Consider the following 17,155-nt stretch of genomic DNA (forward strand, 5'->3'; position numbering starts at 1 on the left):
TCAAAATCCGCCTTGAATCACCAAATTTATTCCTACTTTTACAGGCCTTGCCGGGGAGGGCTGCAAAACTGACACGTTGACAGTTCCCCTTTACAAGCACAATATTTGAGTAATCTGGATGCCGTCTATCCAACTGACGAAGCCCGCAGCCTTTGTGCCACAGGCTGATGACGCAGAAATTTATCAACTGATATACGCTGCCTGGATGGGATCAGGTTACAATAAATAGAAATCGTAATTCGTAATTAAACATTTAACATGTTAGGTTTTTTATCAAAGCTATTTGGAGGGAATAAATCAGAAAGGGATATTAAATCCATCTCTCCGGTGGTGCAGCAGATTAACGAGGAGTACGAAAAACTGCAATCCCTTCCTATTGATGATCTGCGCCACAAAACGCAGGAATTCCGGGCACGTATCGCTGAGCATCTTGCCACTATAGATAAAGAAATAGCGGAAAAACAAGCCAATGCAGATAGCGAGGAAGATGTAACCGCAAAGGATACCATATACCAGGAAATAGATATTCTTAAAAAGGAGCGCGACAAGCAACTGGAAGTAGTACTGAAAGAATTACTGCCACAGGCTTTCGCGGTAGTAAAAGAAACAGCCCGCCGCTTTACCAATAATTCGACGCTGACCGCCACTGCTACCAACCTGGACCGCCAGCTGGCAGTGACAAAGGATTATGTTACCATTGAGGGCGATAAAGCCATCTGGAAAAACACCTGGAATGCGGCCGGCAGCCTTGTTACCTGGAACATGGTGCACTATGATGTACAGCTGATCGGTGGTACTGTACTGCATCAGGGTAAAATTGCGGAAATGGCTACAGGTGAAGGTAAAACCCTTGTATCCACCCTTCCTGCTTATCTTAACGCACTGGCAGGACAAGGCGTGCATATCGTAACTGTGAATGATTACCTGGCGCGTCGTGACTCTGAATGGAACGGACCTCTTTTTGAATTCCTTGATATTACAGTAGACTGTATCGATAAGCACCAGCCCAATACACCCGACCGCCGCAACGCGTACCTGGCGGATATTACGTACGGAACCAACAACGAATTCGGTTTTGACTACCTCCGTGATAACATGGTGCACAACCCGGATGAAATGGTACAGCGTAAACACCACTACGCAATGGTGGATGAGGTGGATAGCGTACTGGTGGATGATGCCCGTACCCCGCTGATCATTTCCGGCCCTATCCCCCGCGGTGAAGAGCAGGAGTTCCATGCACTGAAACCACGTATCGAATACCTGGTGGAAATGCAAAAGAAGGCTGTCAATCAATATCTGCAGGAAGCAAAGAAACTGATTGCAGAAGGTAAGGATGATCCGAAAACCGGTGGCCTGGCCCTGATGCGTGCCTGGAGAGGTTTACCAAAGAGTAGCGCGCTGATCAAATTCCTCAGCGAACCTGGTAACAGGGTGTTGTTACAAAAAGCGGAAAACTACTACTTGGCAGATCAGCAACGCGAAATGCCCAAAGTAGATGAAGGCCTGTTCTTCTCTATTGAAGAAAAACAAAACAGTGTAGATCTTACAGATAAAGGTATTCACCTGATCACCCAGGGTGGTGAAGATGCTAACTTCTTTATCCTCCCGGATGTGGGATCTGAGCTGGCAGAAATTGAAAAGCTGCCATTGTCGCCTGAAGAAAAGCTCCAGCGTAAAGATGTACTGCTGCAGGATTTTGCCGCTAAATCAGACCGTATCCATTCCGTTCAGCAGTTACTGAAAGCCTATACTTTATTTGATAAAGATGTAGAGTACGTGGTAATGGACGGTAAAGTGAAGATCGTGGATGAGCAAACCGGCCGTATCCTTGATGGACGCCGTTACTCGGATGGTTTGCACCAGGCGATTGAAGCTAAGGAAAACGTAAAAGTGGAAGCTGCCACCCAGACATTTGCCACCATCACATTGCAGAACTTCTTCCGTATGTATCATAAGCTGGCCGGTATGACCGGTACAGCGTCTACCGAAGCAGGCGAATTCTGGGAAATCTATAAGCTGGATGTGGTAACCATTCCTACCAACCTGCCTATTTCCCGTGTAGATGCGGAAGACCTGGTATACAAAACAAAAAGAGATAAATACAAGGCAGTTATTGAAGAGATAAAGCAACTGCAGGCAAAAGGCCGCCCTGTACTGGTAGGTACTACTTCCGTGGAAGTATCTGAGTTGCTGAGCAAAATGCTCACTTTCGAAAAAGTGCCGCATAATGTACTGAATGCGAAACAGCATGCCCGTGAAGCACAGATTGTGGCGGAAGCAGGTTTGCCGGGCGCAGTGACCATTGCCACTAATATGGCGGGTCGTGGTACGGATATCAAACTCGGACCAGGTGTGAAGGAAGCCGGCGGTCTGGCTATCATCGGTACGGAAAGGCATGAAAGCCGCCGTGTTGACCGACAGTTGCGTGGTCGTGCCGGTCGCCAGGGTGATCCCGGAACTTCCCAGTTCTTCGTTTCCCTGGAAGATGACCTGATGCGTATGTTCGGCTCAGAACGTATTGCGGGCCTTATGGACCGTATGGGTTATAAAGAAGGAGAAGTGATCCAGCACAGCATGATCACCCGCTCCATTGAAAGAGCACAGAAGAAAGTGGAAGAAAATAACTTCGGTATCCGTAAGCGTTTGCTGGAGTATGATGATGTGATGAACAAACAGCGTACTGTGATCTATGCGAAACGTAATCACGCCCTGTTTGGTGAGCGCCTGGCAATAGACATCGACAATGCCTTCTATGATGTGGCGGAAAACATGGTGTCTACCCATAAAGCCAGCGGAGATTATGAAGCCTTCAAGATGGATGCTATCATGAACTTCTCTATTGATACACAAATCACCAGTGAAGAACTGGCGAAGACAGATATTCCAAATCTGGCCAATAAACTGTATTACGAAGGAAAAGATAACTATACACGTAAGGTAAATGAGCTGATCAGCAATACACTGCCGGTAATTGAACGTATCTACCAGGAACAGGGGCACCAGATCGAAAATATCTCTATACCATTTACTGATGGTAAAAAAGGTATTAATGTATTGGCTAACCTGCAGAAGGTAGTGGAAACAAAGGGACATGAAACAATGAATGCCCTGGAACGCAGTATTACCCTGGCTTTGATCGATGAATCCTGGAAAGAGCACCTGCGTGCAATGGACGATCTGAAACAATCTGTACAGAGTGCGGTATACGAACAGAAAGATCCGTTGCTGATCTACAAGTTCGAGGCATTCAACCTGTTTAAGGATATGGACCGGGAAACCAGCCGGGATATTGTATCCTTCCTTACCAAATGCGGTATTCCTGTAAGCAACCAGGAACAGGAAGCTGCACCGGAAATCCGTGAAGGAAGGGAACAGAAAACGGATATGAGCCGCATGCGTGCCTCCCATGAAGAGCTGGCAGAAAACGGCAGTCACCAGAACAGCGGGCCTGAACTTCAAACCGCTGAAGAGGTAAAAGCAGAGCCCATCCGCCACCAGGGACCGCAAATAGGCCGTAACGACCTTTGCCCCTGTGGTAGTGGCAAAAAATACAAACAATGCCATGGTAAGAACGCATAAGCGTATCTGCCCGGAAAATGATAAGGAACGGATTACGGCAACGTAATCCGTTTTGCATTAATTTCGCTTTGTAATCAAGCAAATGAATGATGGAGATTAACCGTTATATAGACCATACCGTATTGAAGCCCACTACCACGCTGGAAGATGTTAAGCAATTGTGCATGCAGTGTGTTGAATACGATTTTGCTGCGGCCTGTGTGCCTCCTTTATACGTGAAGCTGGCTAAACAGTTCCTTGGCGCAACCAATACCAAAATAGCCACTGTTATTGGTTTCCCTTTCGGGTATTCCGCTATTGAAGCCAAAGTTGCGGAAACGGTGCTGGCTATTGTGGATGGCGCTGATGAACTGGATATGGTGATCAATATCTCGGCAGTAAAGAACAAAGACTGGGAATTCCTGGAGAAAGAGATTGCCAATATCATGTACCTGGTACGGGAGAAGCAGAAAGTGATCAAGATCATCATTGAAAGTGGCATATTATTGGAAGAAGAAATTGTGCAGTGCTGCCAGCTGTATGCGAAGTATGGCGTGGATTTCATGAAAACGTCTACAGGATATGCAGAAAGGGGGGCTACCGTGGAAGCTGTAAAACTGATGAGAGCTAATCTGCCTGCTAACATACAAATAAAAGCTTCAGGAGGTATTCGTACCTTTGCCCTGGCGAAAGAGCTGATAGCAGCCGGTGCCACCCGGATCGGCGCCAGCGCCAGTGTAGACATTGTAAAGGAAAGCAAAGAGGTTCAATGATAATTGTTCATACTTAATTATACGTATTCATGCAAAAGTTATTCATCCTGGTGTGTTGTCTGTTGGGGAGTGGAGTGGCCATGGCGCAGGACAATACAATCGCCGCCAATGGAAATGTAAGAGTGGTGAAAGATAGTCGTGTGGATGTGCTGATTAAGAAACAGATCTACATTAACACCCTGGCTATCCGCAACCAGTCCGGTTTCCGGGTACAGGTGATTTCTACCAACAAACGTGGTGATGCCAATGAAGCCAAAGCTAAAGTGATGCAGCTTTTTGGTGATTACCGTACTTATCTCGATTACCAGGCCCCCTATTTTAAAGTGCGCGTAGGCGATTTTAAAACCCGTGAGGAAGCAGCTGAATTACGGGACAAATTATCCGACCTGTTTGCGGGCGGTGTATTTGTAGTACCTGCCATTATTAACGTGTCACTGGATAAAGAACTATCGAATGAAGAACCGTATTAAAGAACTGGCGAAAGCATATGCACCGGAGTTTACTGCTATAAGAAGGCACCTGCATTCCCACCCGGAACTGTCTTTCCAGGAATTTGAAACTACTGCTTTCATACAAAAGCAATTAACTGCCTTTGGTGTTCCTTTTAAAGCAGGTATTGCCGGCACGGGGATCATAGCCCTGATAGAAGGTAAAAACCCTTCCTCCAAAACCATCGCGCTGCGTGCAGATATAGATGCGCTGCCCATCACTGAGGCTAACGATGTGCCCTATAAATCTGCCAATGTTGGCGTAATGCATGCCTGTGGGCATGATGTGCACACTTCCTGTGTACTGGGTGCTACCAAGATATTGAATGAATTAAAAGACGGGTTTGAAGGTACTGTCAAGGTGCTGTTTCAGCCAGGCGAAGAAAAGCATCCAGGCGGTGCCAGCATCATGATTGAAGAAGGCGCCCTTGAAAATCCGCGTCCCGACGCTATCCTGGGGTTGCACGTGCATCCTTCCATGGAAGCCGGTAAGCTTGGGTTTCATGCCGGTAAATATATGGCCAGCGCCGATGAAATTTATATTACCATTAAAGGTAAAGGCGGTCATGCTGCGCAGCCGCATCTTACGGTAGATACCATCCTGGTAGCCTCCCAACTGGTAGTGAGCTTACAGCAGATCATCTCCCGTAACAACAATCCTTTTTCTCCTTCTGTATTATCTATCTGTGCTTTCAATGGTGGATTCACTACCAATGTGATTCCCAGTGAAGTGAAGCTGATGGGAACTTTCAGGGCAATGGATGAAACCTGGCGTTTCAGGGCGCATGAGCTGATACGCAAACAGGCAACCGGCATTGCGGAAGCAATGGGCGCTGAAATTGATATCGAAATATTAGTAGGCTATCCTACTTTGTACAACAATGAAGAAGTAACCAATAAAGCCCGCGGCTTTGCTACGGAATACCTCGGCGCTGAAGCGGTAGGCGATACGGAAATCAGGATGGGAGCAGAAGATTTCGCTTTTTATTCCCAGGTGGTACCGGCATGTTTCTTCCGGTTAGGGACGGGTAATGCTGCAAGAGGAATTACCTCAGGTGTGCATACGCCTACTTTTGATGTAGATGAACAGGCCATAGAGATAGGTATGGGAACAATGGCTTACCTGGCAACACAGTTTTAAAAAGATATAACAACAACGTCCCGATGGAGATCGGGACGTTCATTTTTAACACAAAAATTTGTTATGTAAATTATAAACCAGCTGGAAAGCAGGTTTGTGCATTGATAGAATTTATTGCTAAAGAGTTAATTAAATCGTTTCAGGCTTTTCAGCGATTTGCCCGTTATATTCAGGTTATCTAAGCTATCCACACTAAAATCCCCCGCCTGATAAGGCGCATAAAAGTATAAAGACCCGCGTTTACCCATTGTTACCTTTACAGAGTCCAGCACATTGTCTTCAGTTACTTCCAGCGTATTGTTTTCTTTCCCTGTAAAGGAGAAGCTGTTGATTTTTGAATTATGCATGTATACACGTATCTGTCCGCCGGCGTTGATGCGCAGGCTGGGGGAGTTTACCTCTGAAACGGTAATGGCATAACCTGTTCTGTTGTCGATATAGCGGATAGCGGGACTAAATAACACTACATCGCGTGGTTTGCTGATCTCTATGTAGAGGGTATCACCCAATAGATTGTAGGTAGCATTCTTATAGAATTCGAGCTGATATTCCGGCGATTCGCGGATATAGACAGTAGCTTCACGATCATCAGTTTTTGCCACCGTACTTTTTAGCACCAGCGCCTTAAATGCAGGAATGGTTACTTTGGCGTAATCCGGATCCTGCTTTGGCTGGTGGCTAATAGTGTTTGTAATGCCTTTATTGTAATTGGCTTTTAGTATAATGGCAGAAAGCAGCATGAGTAATACCAGTACGCCTGAAAAGCCTGAGAATAATTTATTGCTGGTTTTCATGTTAATTGAAATTTGATTTTTTAAATTTCTCAAAATGAGGTTTCAGTTCATCGAGGTCAAGATCCAGCAGGTACATGCTTCGGAAAAAACTGGGCAATTCATTCTTTATAAAGGTTTCCTTCTTAAATTGCTTTATTTTCTTCACTGCATCCCCGCTGATAAAATAGCCGATCCCTCTTTTATTCTGGATGATTTCCTGCTGCTGCAGGAGCTCGCAGGTACGCATTACCGTGTTGGGATTTACTTCCAGCGAGACCGCCAGTTCCCTTACTGATGGAATACGCTCCTCCGGCTGCCATTTGGTAAGCAATATCTGTTCGCAGATATAATCTGCGATCTGTACATATATTGCCTGTGTCTCTTTAAATTCCATTTCACAGAGTTTTTAAATTTCTTGATCCTTCAACCGGAAATAAGCAATGGTCCAGAGTACGGGCGCAATCACAAATTTTATTATAAACAGGTAGGTATCCTGCAGCCATTTTGGGATCAGGTATATGGTTGTGTACAAGGAGAAAGGCCCGCCTTCCAGTTTGCCTACCAGCAGGAAGGGTACTGATCTTTTCCAGAATTCATTGCCGAACCCAAAAATAAGTGTGACGATCACACAGTTAATCAGCCACAGCGCGAATCCGAAAACGAAAACGGATAACACTGTTTTGATAAAACTGTACTTGTGGAAGTAGGTGGCGCCCAGCAGGAATGCCGCCTGCAAAATGAAGTATCCATAATAGATGTATACTTTTTCTTTAGGATTGTCCAGGAACAGGTAGTCTTTTTCAATTTTCACACCTATCGCTGCCTGTTGTGCGTTTTCAATAATTTTGAAGCTGAGGTAGCAGCTGATATGATAAGCAATGAAGTATCCGATGCTGCTGATGAGGAACAGGGTGATGAATTTCTCAAACTGTGAAGCTGGCAGCATTAAGAAATCCACACCTTTTTCTTTACTGCCCAGTTCATTAAAGGCCCTGCTGGTGAACAGCATGCCACCAAAGAAGAGGCCAATGTAATAAAAGGGTACCAGACCGCTCAGTTGCCGGAAGGGATCGCGGGCTACAGTTACCATCAGCACTGCTATTCCCGTCATGAGCCCGAATATGGTGAGTATGCCCATCCCGTAAAAGCGGTAATGGTCGGTAAAGTGTTTTTGCAGGTATAACTGCATACGGCGAACATTAAATATATTATTTGGTTGCATGGGTGAATCAGTTGAATATTTCCTGTATAGGTTTATGATTGGTGAGTACTGCATTAAAGAGCAGTTCCATATCTATTTTACTTTGTTCATGGCCTGCATTGCGGGTTATAATGGTATGTCCGCGCACGTTGCTGTCGGCGAAGAGGATGCCGGTGGTTTCTTCTATCCTGCTCACTGTTTTGAAGCTCAGTTTATCCGTCACCGTTTGCACATCTTCCCGGAAAATAATTTTGTGCCCGTCAATGATCACGATGCTGTCGATCAGGTTATCAAGATCGCGTACCTGGTGAGTGGAAATCACGATACATTTATCATTGCTCACCGCGGCGGCAATCACTTTGCGGAACTGGCTTTTGGAGGGAATATCGAGTCCGTTGGTAGGTTCATCCATAATCAGTGCCTTGGTGTTGGTAGCCAGGGCGAAGCTGATCAGCACTTTCTTTTTTTGCCCGTACGACATTTCCGTTAGCTGCTGATCCCTGGGGATCTCAAATTCCTTCAGATAGTTGTAGAATGCGGCTTCATCAAAGTTGGGGTAAAAAGGGGCATAAGTGTTTACATATCTTTTCACACTTACTTTCGGAAGATAGAATTCTTCCGGTACGAGGAATATCTCCCGGAGGAAGGCTGGTTGCCTTTTTGCGGACGGGTAGCCCAGTACTTCGCAGGTGCCGCTGTCGGGGAACAACAGGCCGGCTATTTGTTTAAGGAGTGTGGATTTGCCTGCCCCGTTTTTTCCAAGCAAACCATAAATGTGTCCAGCTTCCAGCTGTAGCTGTAAGTTTTCGAACAGGGGCTTGTTTTTCCGGTAACTGAATGTCAGGGATTGGATGTTAATCATATTTCGTGGTTTAGTGTACTACTTGACTAGTACACTATAAAGATAAGGGTATATTTTGAAATGCAAAATAAATTTTAATGGGAGCGGATTTTGTCCTGGAACACTGATTAGGATGATTATAATGATTACTGTGATTTTGTTTTTGGGGAGATGATAATAAGAGGAGATATAAGCGGGTGTACTACCTATTGGGATTGCCTTCCGAAGGCGAAGTTGTCTTGATCAAAGAAGTACATTTGTTGATTTGAGCTTAACAAAAAAAGGAGATGTAAGCGGGTATTTGTTCGCTTACATCTCCCTTTATATTATCATATCATCTACTTAAAAAATAATCAGGTAATCATTATAATCATCCTGATCAGTGTTCCAGGACAAAATCCGCGTCTACAGCTCGGGATACAGCGGGAACTGCTGCATAAATGTATTCACTTCGCCCCTTACTTTGAGGATCAGCGCTTCATTGTCCGCATCCAGGAGGAGTGCATCGATCCAGTCAACGATCTGACCCATATGGCTTTCGTTCAGGCCGCGGGTAGTGATGGCAGGAACACCGATACGGATACCGGAGGTGATGAATGCGGATTTATCGTCGAAAGGCACCATGTTTTTGTTTACGGTGATATCGGCTTTTACCAGTGTTTGTTCGGCTTTTTTACCGGAGATATTTTTGTTGCGGAGGTCAATCAGCATCAGGTGATTGTCCGTACCACCGGAAATGATCTCATATCCTTTGCTCACAAAGCTTTTAGCCATTGATTGTGCATTCTTCAGGATCTGGTTGGCGTACACGGTATAGTCGTCCGACAGGATCTCGAAGAAAGACACAGCTTTCGCAGCAATCACGTGCTCAAGCGGGCCGCCCTGGATGCCGGGGAATACAGCAGTATCGATGAGAGAGCTCATCAGGCGGGTTTCGCCTTTTGGCGTTTTCAGACCGAATGGGTTCTCGAAATCAGCGCCCATCATGATCATACCGCCACGTGGGCCACGGAGTGTTTTGTGCGTGGTAGTGGTTACAAAATGGCAGTGGGCAAACGGAGAGTTCAGCAATCCTTTGGCGATCAAACCTGCAGGGTGTGCTATATCAGCCAGTACAAAGGCGCCTACCTGGTCGGCTATCTCGCGGATACGTTTATAGTCCCAGTCGCGGCTGTAAGCGGATGCGCCGCAAACAATCAGTTTGGGTTTTTCGCGATTGGCTATTTCTTCCATCTTATCATATTCCACCAGGCCTGTTTCCTTGTTAACGCCATAGAAATGAGGTTGGTAGAGCTTTCCGGAATAGTTTACAGAAGAACCGTGGGTAAGGTGACCACCCATGCTCAGGTCCAGTCCGAGGATTTTATCGCCCGGCTGCAGGATAGCCAGCATAACAGCTGCATTGGCCTGTGCGCCGGAGTGAGGTTGTACGTTCACATAAGCGGCGCCAAATATTTGTTTTGCCCTGTCGATAGCCAGTTGTTCGCTCTGGTCCACAATTTCACAGCCTGCATAGTATCTTCTGCCAGGATACCCTTCGGCATATTTATTCGTCATCACATGTCCCATCGCCTGCATTACCTGTAAGCTGGTAAAGTTTTCAGATGCGATCAACTCGATGCCATGGCGCTGACGCTCCAATTCCTGGCCGATTAAATCAAATATTTGCTGGTCTCTTTGCATGTTGCCTTAAATTTGGTGCAAAAATAAATGAAAGCCAGATCAATTACAAGCTTAAAGCCTTGCGCTTTATGCTTTCCGCTTTTTATGTTAATTTCGCCGCATTCGAGCAGCAATAGCTAATCCTAACTACAACACTAAATGAAGGCAATAATACCAGTGGCAGGGGCAGGCACCAAGCTTCGTCCACATACATATACACAGCCTAAAGCATTAATACCTTTAGCCGGCAGGACCATTCTCAGTATCATCATTGATCAGCTGGTGGATGCGGGTATCACAGAATTCGTTTTTGTGGTAGGTTATCTCGGGGAGAAGATCCAGCATTATGTAGAAAAGAAATACCCGCAGCTTACCTGTCACTTTGTACAGCAGAACAGCCGGGAAGGCACGGGGCATGCTTTATCACTTACCCGCGATGTGGTAGGGAATGATGAAGTATTGATTGTACTGGGAGATACCATCTGTGAATGCGATTTCAAAGAGGTGATCGCTTCTCCTTTTTCCATGCTGGGCCTGAAGAAAGTAGATGACCCGCGTAACTTCGGCGTAGCTGAACTGGATGAACAGGGTAAAATTACCCGCGTAGTGGAAAAGCCACAGATCCCTAAGTCGAACCTCGCACTGGTAGGGCTGTACAAGATCAAGGAAACGCAGCAGCTGTATGAATGCCTGCAAAGCAATATCGACAACAGGATAAAATCGCACGACGAGTTCCAGCTTACAGACGCATTGGAATGTATGATTGAGCACGGCGTACAGTTTAACGGATTTAAAGTATCCAACTGGTTCGATTGCGGCAGGAAAGACACCCTGCTGGAAACAAACGCGATCCTGCTGAAGAAGTACAAACTGGCCAGTAACCCGGTATTACCATATGAAAATACGATCATCATCCCACCGGTGAGCATAGGGGAAGGCTGTAATATCAAAAATGCCATTATAGGCCCTAATGTGGCTATTGGCGATAATACGGTGATCAACTATTCTATTGTGAAAGACTCTATCATCGGTTCTTTCAGCAATCTGTATGAAGTAGTATTGAAATCCTCGCTGATAGGCAGTGATGCCAATATCCGCGGATTGAGCCAGAGCCTGAACATAGGTGACAATACAGAAATAGACCTGGGATAATACCGGCGCATCAAGCTATAGTATATTCGCTTATGAACAACCGTATCACTTCCTTATTCAATATTCAATACCCTGTGATCCAGGCTGGTATGATCTGGGCAAGCGGATGGCGTTTAGCCAGTGCTGTTAGTAATGCCGGTGGACTGGGCCTTATTGGCGCGGGAAGCATGTACCCTCCAGTGCTGCGTGAACATATTCAGAAATGCAAGCAGGCCACTGGTAAGCCTTTTGGCGTGAATGTGCCGTTGCTGTACCCTGATATCGACCAGCTGATAAATATTATCCTGGAAGAAGGAGTACAGATTGTATTCACCTCTGCGGGGAATCCTAAAACATGGACACCGGTATTGAAAGCAGCCGGCATCAAAGTAGTGCATGTTGTATCCAGTGCGGCTTTTGCATTAAAGAGCGAGGCGGCAGGTGTAGATGCGGTAGTAGCAGAAGGCTTTGAGGCCGGTGGCCATAACGGCCGTGAGGAAACCACTACCATGGTACTGATCCCCTCCGTATGCGAACAGGTAAAGATACCTGTTATTGCCGCCGGCGGCATAGGCTCAGGAAAGGCAATGGCAGCAGCCTTTGCACTGGGAGCTTCCGGGGTACAGGTAGGCAGCCGTTTTGTAGCAACGCCCGAAGCATCTTCCCATATAAATTTTAAGCAGGCAGTGGTAAATGCCAAAGAAGGTGATACCATGTTAAGCCTGAAGAAACTGGCGCCGGTGCGGCTTATCAAGAATAATTTTTACCAGGCGGTACAACAGGCGGAAGATAACGGCGCTGACGCCAATGCGTTGAGAACCTTGCTGGGAAGGGCCCGCGCCAAATCTGGCATGTTTGAGGGCAACCTTGAAGAAGGGGAACTGGAAATAGGACAGGTAAGCGCGCTGATACATGATATTAAACCTGCAGCAGCAGTACTGGAAGAAATATGGACAGAGTTCAGGGATACTATCCACCGGTTAAATAGCCTGGAGAACTGAATGGTTACCTGAACAAACGCTCCGGTAACCATCCACAAAAAATTATTGTTTTCTCACCACCCACTTCATCGCTTCTTTCAGCGTGATCTTCTTTCCATACATCAGGATACCTGTGCGGTAGATCCGGCCGGCCATCCAGGTGGTCAGCAAAAAACCGCCGATCAGGCAAACAAACGATAATCCCAGTTGCCAGTAAGGCACGGTGCCCGGAACACCATAAGGCAGGCGGGCCATCATTACCATGGGGGAAGTAAAAGGGATAATGCTGCCCCATACAGCCAGGGAACTGCCGGGATCCTGTACAGCCTTCATCATGATCATGATACCAATGATAATGGGTACCGTTACAGGAATAGTGAGCTGCTGCACATCGGAGGCATCCTCATTTACCAGGCTGCCAATGGCGGCATAAAGGGCAGAATAAAAGAGATAACCTCCCAGGAAATACAATACAAAGCAAGGTACCAGCAGGGCCCAGTTGATACTGCCTACCACATCCCTCATTTTATGGATCATTTCGGCGGTTTGTGCAGAATTACCCTGGGCAGCGGCAGCCTGCACACTTTCAGGCGAAAAGAACAGCGGTATCAGGGAATAGATAGCGGTAATAAGCACTCCCCATATAAAGAACTGTAAGAGGCCTACTGCCGCTATACCGGTAATTTTTCCCATCATCAGCTGGAAAGGCTTTACGCTGGAGATCATTACTTCTGCAATACGGCTCACTTTCTCTTCCATTACGCCTCTCATTACGGAAGTGCCAAACAGCAGGAGCACAAAATAGATGATGAACCCACTGGCATAACCTACGCCATAGGCCACCCAGGAACTGCCTTTCTTTTCATCCTTCCCGTTTTTAAAGGTCACTTCCACATCAGACCTGATCTCGTCCATCTTTGACTGGTCAATGCCCCGCAGCTCCATGCGTTTCTTTTCGATGATACTGTTGATATCCTTATTGATACTGTTCTCTATGGTGATGCTTGCCTGGCCGCTGCTGTAAAATTCAAATCCTGATGGTCTGCTGATATCGAAATCGGGGATATACAGAACCCCTTCGTATCCAAGTTCGCCGTAATGCAGCTTTAGGCTGTCGATGGGCTGATCCTGCACATATTTGAAATAAACGCCTTTGGAGTCCGGGAATTTATTTTCAAACAGCCCGCTCTTGTCCACCACGGCAATGAGCTTGTGCTCACTGGAGGAAGTAGACAGCAGGATGGGTACAATGATCATAGCGGCGAATGCCAGCGGTACCAGTAAGGTGGTAATGAGGAATGATTTTTTACGTACGCGGGTAAAAAATTCCCTTTTTATAATGAGCCAGATTTTTTCCATAAGTAGCAGGTTGATCAGGCCAGCGGCAGAGCAGCTACGGGTGTGTTGCTGTTTTCAGTTTGCTGTACCTGGGTGATGAATACTTCGTTGATAGAAGGCAGGATTTCCTCAAAATAGGTAACAGGAATGTCCTGGCGGATGAAATGCAGCAGGATATCGTTAGTACTGCTGTCTTCATTCATTTTCACGGTAAACGCTTTATCATGTGTTTGCACAATGTTAAAGTGATAGGTAGCCATTTGTGCAGGGTTAGGCATAGTGCCCAGTCCTATTTTGAAGAGTCCCTGTTTAAAGTCCTGCTGGATTTGTTTTACGCTGCCATCCAGTATTTTATGGCCCTTGTTGATCAGCATGATATGATCGCATATCTCTTCCACCTGTTCCATGCGATGTGTGGAAAAGATGATGGTGGTGCCTTGCTGACTGAGGTTGAATATTTCCTGTTTGATGAGGTTGGAGTTGATGGGATCCAGGCCGGAGAAGGGCTCATCGAGGATCAGGAGTTTAGGCTGGTGCAGGATGGTGGAGATGAACTGTACCTTTTGCTGCATGCCTTTACTGAGTTCATCCACGCGTTTATTGTACCAGGAATTGATGTCAAATTTATCGAACCAGTATTTGATCTTCTGCACGGCATCTTTCCGGCTAAGTCCTTTGAGCCGGGCGAGGTAGAGTGTTTGTTCGCCTACCATCATTTTTTTATAGAGCCCTCTTTCTTCCGGCATGTACCCGATGTGTTGCACATCGTTTTCGGGGTCAAATTTTTGTCCGTTGAAAAGGATCTGGCCTTCATCGGGGTAGAAGATGCCTGTAATCATGCGGAGCAGGGTTGTTTTACCGGCGCCGTTTGGGCCCAGCAAGCCGAAGATGCTGCCCTGTTGTATCTCAAAACTGACATCATCCACTGCTATGTGGGTTTCATAATGTTTTTTCAGGTGTTTGACTTCCAGTAGGTTCATGATGAAAAATTAGTGATTAATCCCCAATAAATAATCATAATATTTCTATGATAATTTTGCGGCGATGATAGCAGCTACGCGTTCTCCGTCCATTGCAGCAGACACTATCCCGCCTGCATATCCTGCGCCTTCTGCGCAGGGATAGAGACCGGCTACCTGCGGATGTTCCAGCGTGTCGTTGTTGCGTGGAATGCGTACCGGTGAGGAGGTGCGGGACTCTGTAGCAACCAGCACTGCGTTTTCTGTATAATATCCTTTCATTTTGCGGCCAAATGCTTTGAAGGCGCCGGCGAGGCGCTGGTGCACTACCTGGGGTAATACGCTGCGCAGATCGGCGCTGTTGAGGCCGGGCACATAGGAGCATTCCGGGAGGGAAGCAGAAATTTTTTTGTTGACGAAGTCGGTCATACGTTGGGCCGGCGCAACGAAGTTGCCGCCGCCGGCGTGATACGCCTGTTTTTCAACGGCCTGCTGGAAGTACATGGCTGCAAGCGGGCCGTGATGGGCAAATGGTGCGAAGTCGGATTCATCAACAGTGACCACAATGCCTGAATTAGCGAAGGGGTTGTTCCTTTTGGAAGGCGACCAGCCATTTACCACCAGTTCGCCCGGATCTGTAGCTGCGGGGGCAATTATGCCACCGGGGCACATACAGAAGGAGAATACGCCCCGGCCTTCCACCTGTTCCACGAGGCTGTAGCTGGCCGGCGGGAGATACTCGCCGCGCACGCTGCAATGGTATTGTGCGCTGTCGATCAGTTCCTGCGGATGTTCTACGCGTACGCCAAGTGCAAAAGGTTTGGCTTCCAGCAAAATGTTTTGCTGGTGAAGCATGATAAATATATCGCGGGCGGAGTGGCCTGTGGCGAGAATGAGTTGTTTGCCTTCAAATACCTGTCCTGTAGCGGTTTGTACGCCAGTAACCGCGCCATTGCTGATCTGTATGGCACTTACTTTTTGTTCAAAGTGTACTTCCCCTCCGCTGTTGATGATCTGTTCACGCATAGCCGTGATGATATGCGGGAGTTTATTGGTACCGATATGAGGATGCGCATCGATCATGATTTTATCTTCTGCGCCGAAGTGGACGAATATATTGAGGATGCGGTTTATATCGCCGCGCTTATTGGAGCGGGTGTATAGTTTACCATCAGAGTAAGTACCGGCGCCACCTTCGCCGAAGCAGTAGTTGGAGTCGGGGTTTACAATACCTGTTTTATTAAGTGCGGCGAGGTCGCGGCGTCTTGCACGAACATCCTTACCGCGCTCCAGTATAACGGGTTTTACGCCTGCTTCTATCAGTCGCAGTGCTGCGAAAAGCCCTGCGGGGCCAGCCCCTGCAATGAGCACCCGCGGTGCATTAGCTGGCAGGGAGGGATATACCGGATGGGTATGTGGCCTTTCTTCAAATGGCTCATTGACAAACACCTGTATGGTAAGGATAAAGAATACCTGTTTGGAACGCGCGTCTATAGAGCGTTTTAGGAGGTTGAACCCTGTGATGCTGGATGTTTTTACGCTGAGTGCAGCAGCGGCCTGCTGAATAATGTGGGTATGGGAAGCGGCATCGGCCGGCAGTAATTTGAGAGATATTTGCTGTATCATATTAACGGTTAGGTGTTTATCCTAAAACTGCAGCAAAGATAAGCAATACAGGGTTATGTATAAAAATGAGTAAAGCGAAGACACAAAGGGATTTTATCCGCTTATGTCTTCGCTTCAGCAGCTTTTATACTTTCAGCCTAGAAAGGGAGGTCGTCGCCGCCATCTCCGCCGCTAGCCGGCATTTGAGGAGTATTGTAGTTAGGCATTGGATCTGCGCCCGGAGCAGGTGCAGCCATAACAGATTCCATACGCCATGCATCCAGGTTGGTGATATAATTCACTTTACCATCTTTTTCCCATCTGGTGCCTTTGATATTGAAATAAACTTTAACGTTTTCACCCTCATTGAACCGGTCTACAATACCAGTGCGGTCTTGCACCGACTGAAACTTTATATAGTTGTTGATAACACGGCCATTGATGTCGTCAGACTTCTCAATAACGAACTCTCTTGTTTTAAAAGTTTCGCTACGTTGCACCGTGTTGTACTTCACAATCAGCTTTCCGGTAATTTCAAAACTCATAGAAAAATTATTTTAAATTCAGAAGGGTCAAAGATAAGGTTTTCGACTTAGTGCGGACAAATATTTTTTATTAATCCGGTGCGCGCGGATATAAATAAATACTTTCATAATTACTATCTCTTAATTCATTTTTTTAAATGGAGATACTAACATAGTT

General features: G+C 46.6%; 15 protein-coding genes. 6 read left to right on the forward strand and 9 right to left on the reverse strand.

All coding sequences use genetic code 11. The features are described 5' to 3' along the window. The first annotated feature begins 258 nt into the window (after window positions 1-258). The 4 genes from secA (at window position 259) to ABIE50_RS05885 (ending at window position 5,963) form a co-directional block, all read left to right on the forward strand. A complete protein-coding gene (gene secA, locus ABIE50_RS05870; protein ID WP_209867085.1) occupies window positions 259-3,582 on the forward strand; it encodes a preprotein translocase subunit SecA in 3,324 nt (1,107 codons plus the stop codon). Window positions 3,583-3,668: 86 nt separating this feature from the next. Next, window positions 3,669-4,334, forward strand: coding sequence for a deoxyribose-phosphate aldolase (gene deoC / locus ABIE50_RS05875; RefSeq protein ID WP_354027888.1), 666 nt, complete (start codon window positions 3,669-3,671; stop codon window positions 4,332-4,334). A 29-nt stretch (window positions 4,335-4,363) separates the two neighbouring features. Then, window positions 4,364-4,804, forward strand: coding sequence for an SPOR domain-containing protein (locus ABIE50_RS05880; RefSeq protein WP_142684021.1), 441 nt, complete (start codon window positions 4,364-4,366; stop codon window positions 4,802-4,804). Further along, window positions 4,788-5,963 (forward strand): M20 metallopeptidase family protein, encoded by a 1,176-nt coding sequence (locus tag ABIE50_RS05885; protein ID WP_209867083.1) that lies wholly within the window; start codon window positions 4,788-4,790, stop codon window positions 5,961-5,963. Before ABIE50_RS05880 ends, ABIE50_RS05885 begins: the two co-directional genes overlap by 17 nt. Window positions 5,964-6,088: 125 nt before the next feature. Here ABIE50_RS05885 and ABIE50_RS05890 read toward each other — a convergent pair whose 3' ends face one another. The 5 genes from ABIE50_RS05890 to glyA all read right to left on the reverse strand — a co-directional run bounded on the left by ABIE50_RS05890 (window position 6,089) and on the right by glyA (window position 10,461). Further along, window positions 6,089-6,757: a hypothetical protein gene (locus tag ABIE50_RS05890; protein ID WP_209867082.1), complete on the reverse strand. Its 669-nt coding sequence runs from the start codon at window positions 6,755-6,757 to the stop codon at window positions 6,089-6,091. Between the two features lies 1 nt (window position 6,758). Then, window positions 6,759-7,130, reverse strand: a complete 372-nt coding sequence (locus ABIE50_RS05895; protein ID WP_209867080.1) for a GntR family transcriptional regulator — start codon at window positions 7,128-7,130, stop codon at window positions 6,759-6,761. A 12-nt stretch (window positions 7,131-7,142) separates the two neighbouring features. Beyond that, window positions 7,143-7,958 carry a hypothetical protein gene (locus ABIE50_RS05900; protein WP_209867078.1) on the reverse strand — a complete coding sequence of 272 codons (816 nt, stop codon included), beginning with the start codon at window positions 7,956-7,958 and terminating at the stop codon, window positions 7,143-7,145. 7 nt (window positions 7,959-7,965) lie between these two features. Continuing rightward, complete coding sequence (locus ABIE50_RS05905) at window positions 7,966-8,799, reverse strand: ABC transporter ATP-binding protein (protein ID WP_209867076.1); 834 nt, start codon at window positions 8,797-8,799, stop codon at window positions 7,966-7,968. 384 nt (window positions 8,800-9,183) lie between these two features. After that, the gene (gene glyA, locus ABIE50_RS05910) at window positions 9,184-10,461 is read right to left on the reverse strand and encodes a serine hydroxymethyltransferase (RefSeq protein WP_209867074.1); all 1,278 of its coding nucleotides are present in this window, start codon (window positions 10,459-10,461) and stop codon (window positions 9,184-9,186) included. Window positions 10,462-10,599: 138 nt separating this feature from the next. Between glyA and ABIE50_RS05915 the strand changes: the two genes are divergently transcribed. After that, on the forward strand, window positions 10,600-11,592 hold the full coding sequence (locus ABIE50_RS05915; protein ID WP_209867072.1) for a sugar phosphate nucleotidyltransferase: 993 nt from the start codon (window positions 10,600-10,602) through the stop codon (window positions 11,590-11,592). Window positions 11,593-11,624: 32 nt separating this feature from the next. Further along, on the forward strand, window positions 11,625-12,572 hold the full coding sequence (locus ABIE50_RS05920; protein WP_209867070.1) for an NAD(P)H-dependent flavin oxidoreductase: 948 nt from the start codon (window positions 11,625-11,627) through the stop codon (window positions 12,570-12,572). 42 nt (window positions 12,573-12,614) lie between these two features. On the opposite strand, the gene ABIE50_RS05925 is transcribed toward ABIE50_RS05920, so the two are convergent. The 4 genes from ABIE50_RS05925 to ABIE50_RS05940 all read right to left on the reverse strand — a co-directional run bounded on the left by ABIE50_RS05925 (window position 12,615) and on the right by ABIE50_RS05940 (window position 16,998). Then, on the reverse strand, window positions 12,615-13,910 hold the full coding sequence (locus ABIE50_RS05925) for an ABC transporter permease (protein ID WP_209867068.1): 1,296 nt from the start codon (window positions 13,908-13,910) through the stop codon (window positions 12,615-12,617). A gap of 14 nt (window positions 13,911-13,924) precedes the next feature. Then, complete coding sequence (locus ABIE50_RS05930; protein WP_209867067.1) at window positions 13,925-14,869, reverse strand: ABC transporter ATP-binding protein; 945 nt, start codon at window positions 14,867-14,869, stop codon at window positions 13,925-13,927. Window positions 14,870-14,914: 45 nt separating this feature from the next. Next, complete coding sequence (locus tag ABIE50_RS05935) at window positions 14,915-16,474, reverse strand: NAD(P)/FAD-dependent oxidoreductase (protein ID WP_209867065.1); 1,560 nt, start codon at window positions 16,472-16,474, stop codon at window positions 14,915-14,917. 137 nt (window positions 16,475-16,611) lie between these two features. Beyond that, the gene (locus tag ABIE50_RS05940; RefSeq protein ID WP_142684009.1) at window positions 16,612-16,998 is read right to left on the reverse strand and encodes a DUF3127 domain-containing protein; all 387 of its coding nucleotides are present in this window, start codon (window positions 16,996-16,998) and stop codon (window positions 16,612-16,614) included. Window positions 16,999-17,155 lie beyond the last annotated feature (157 nt).

Source organism: Chitinophaga sp. OAE865 (genome assembly GCF_040546735.1).
GTDB classification, from domain to species: domain Bacteria; phylum Bacteroidota; class Bacteroidia; order Chitinophagales; family Chitinophagaceae; genus Chitinophaga; species Chitinophaga polysaccharea_A.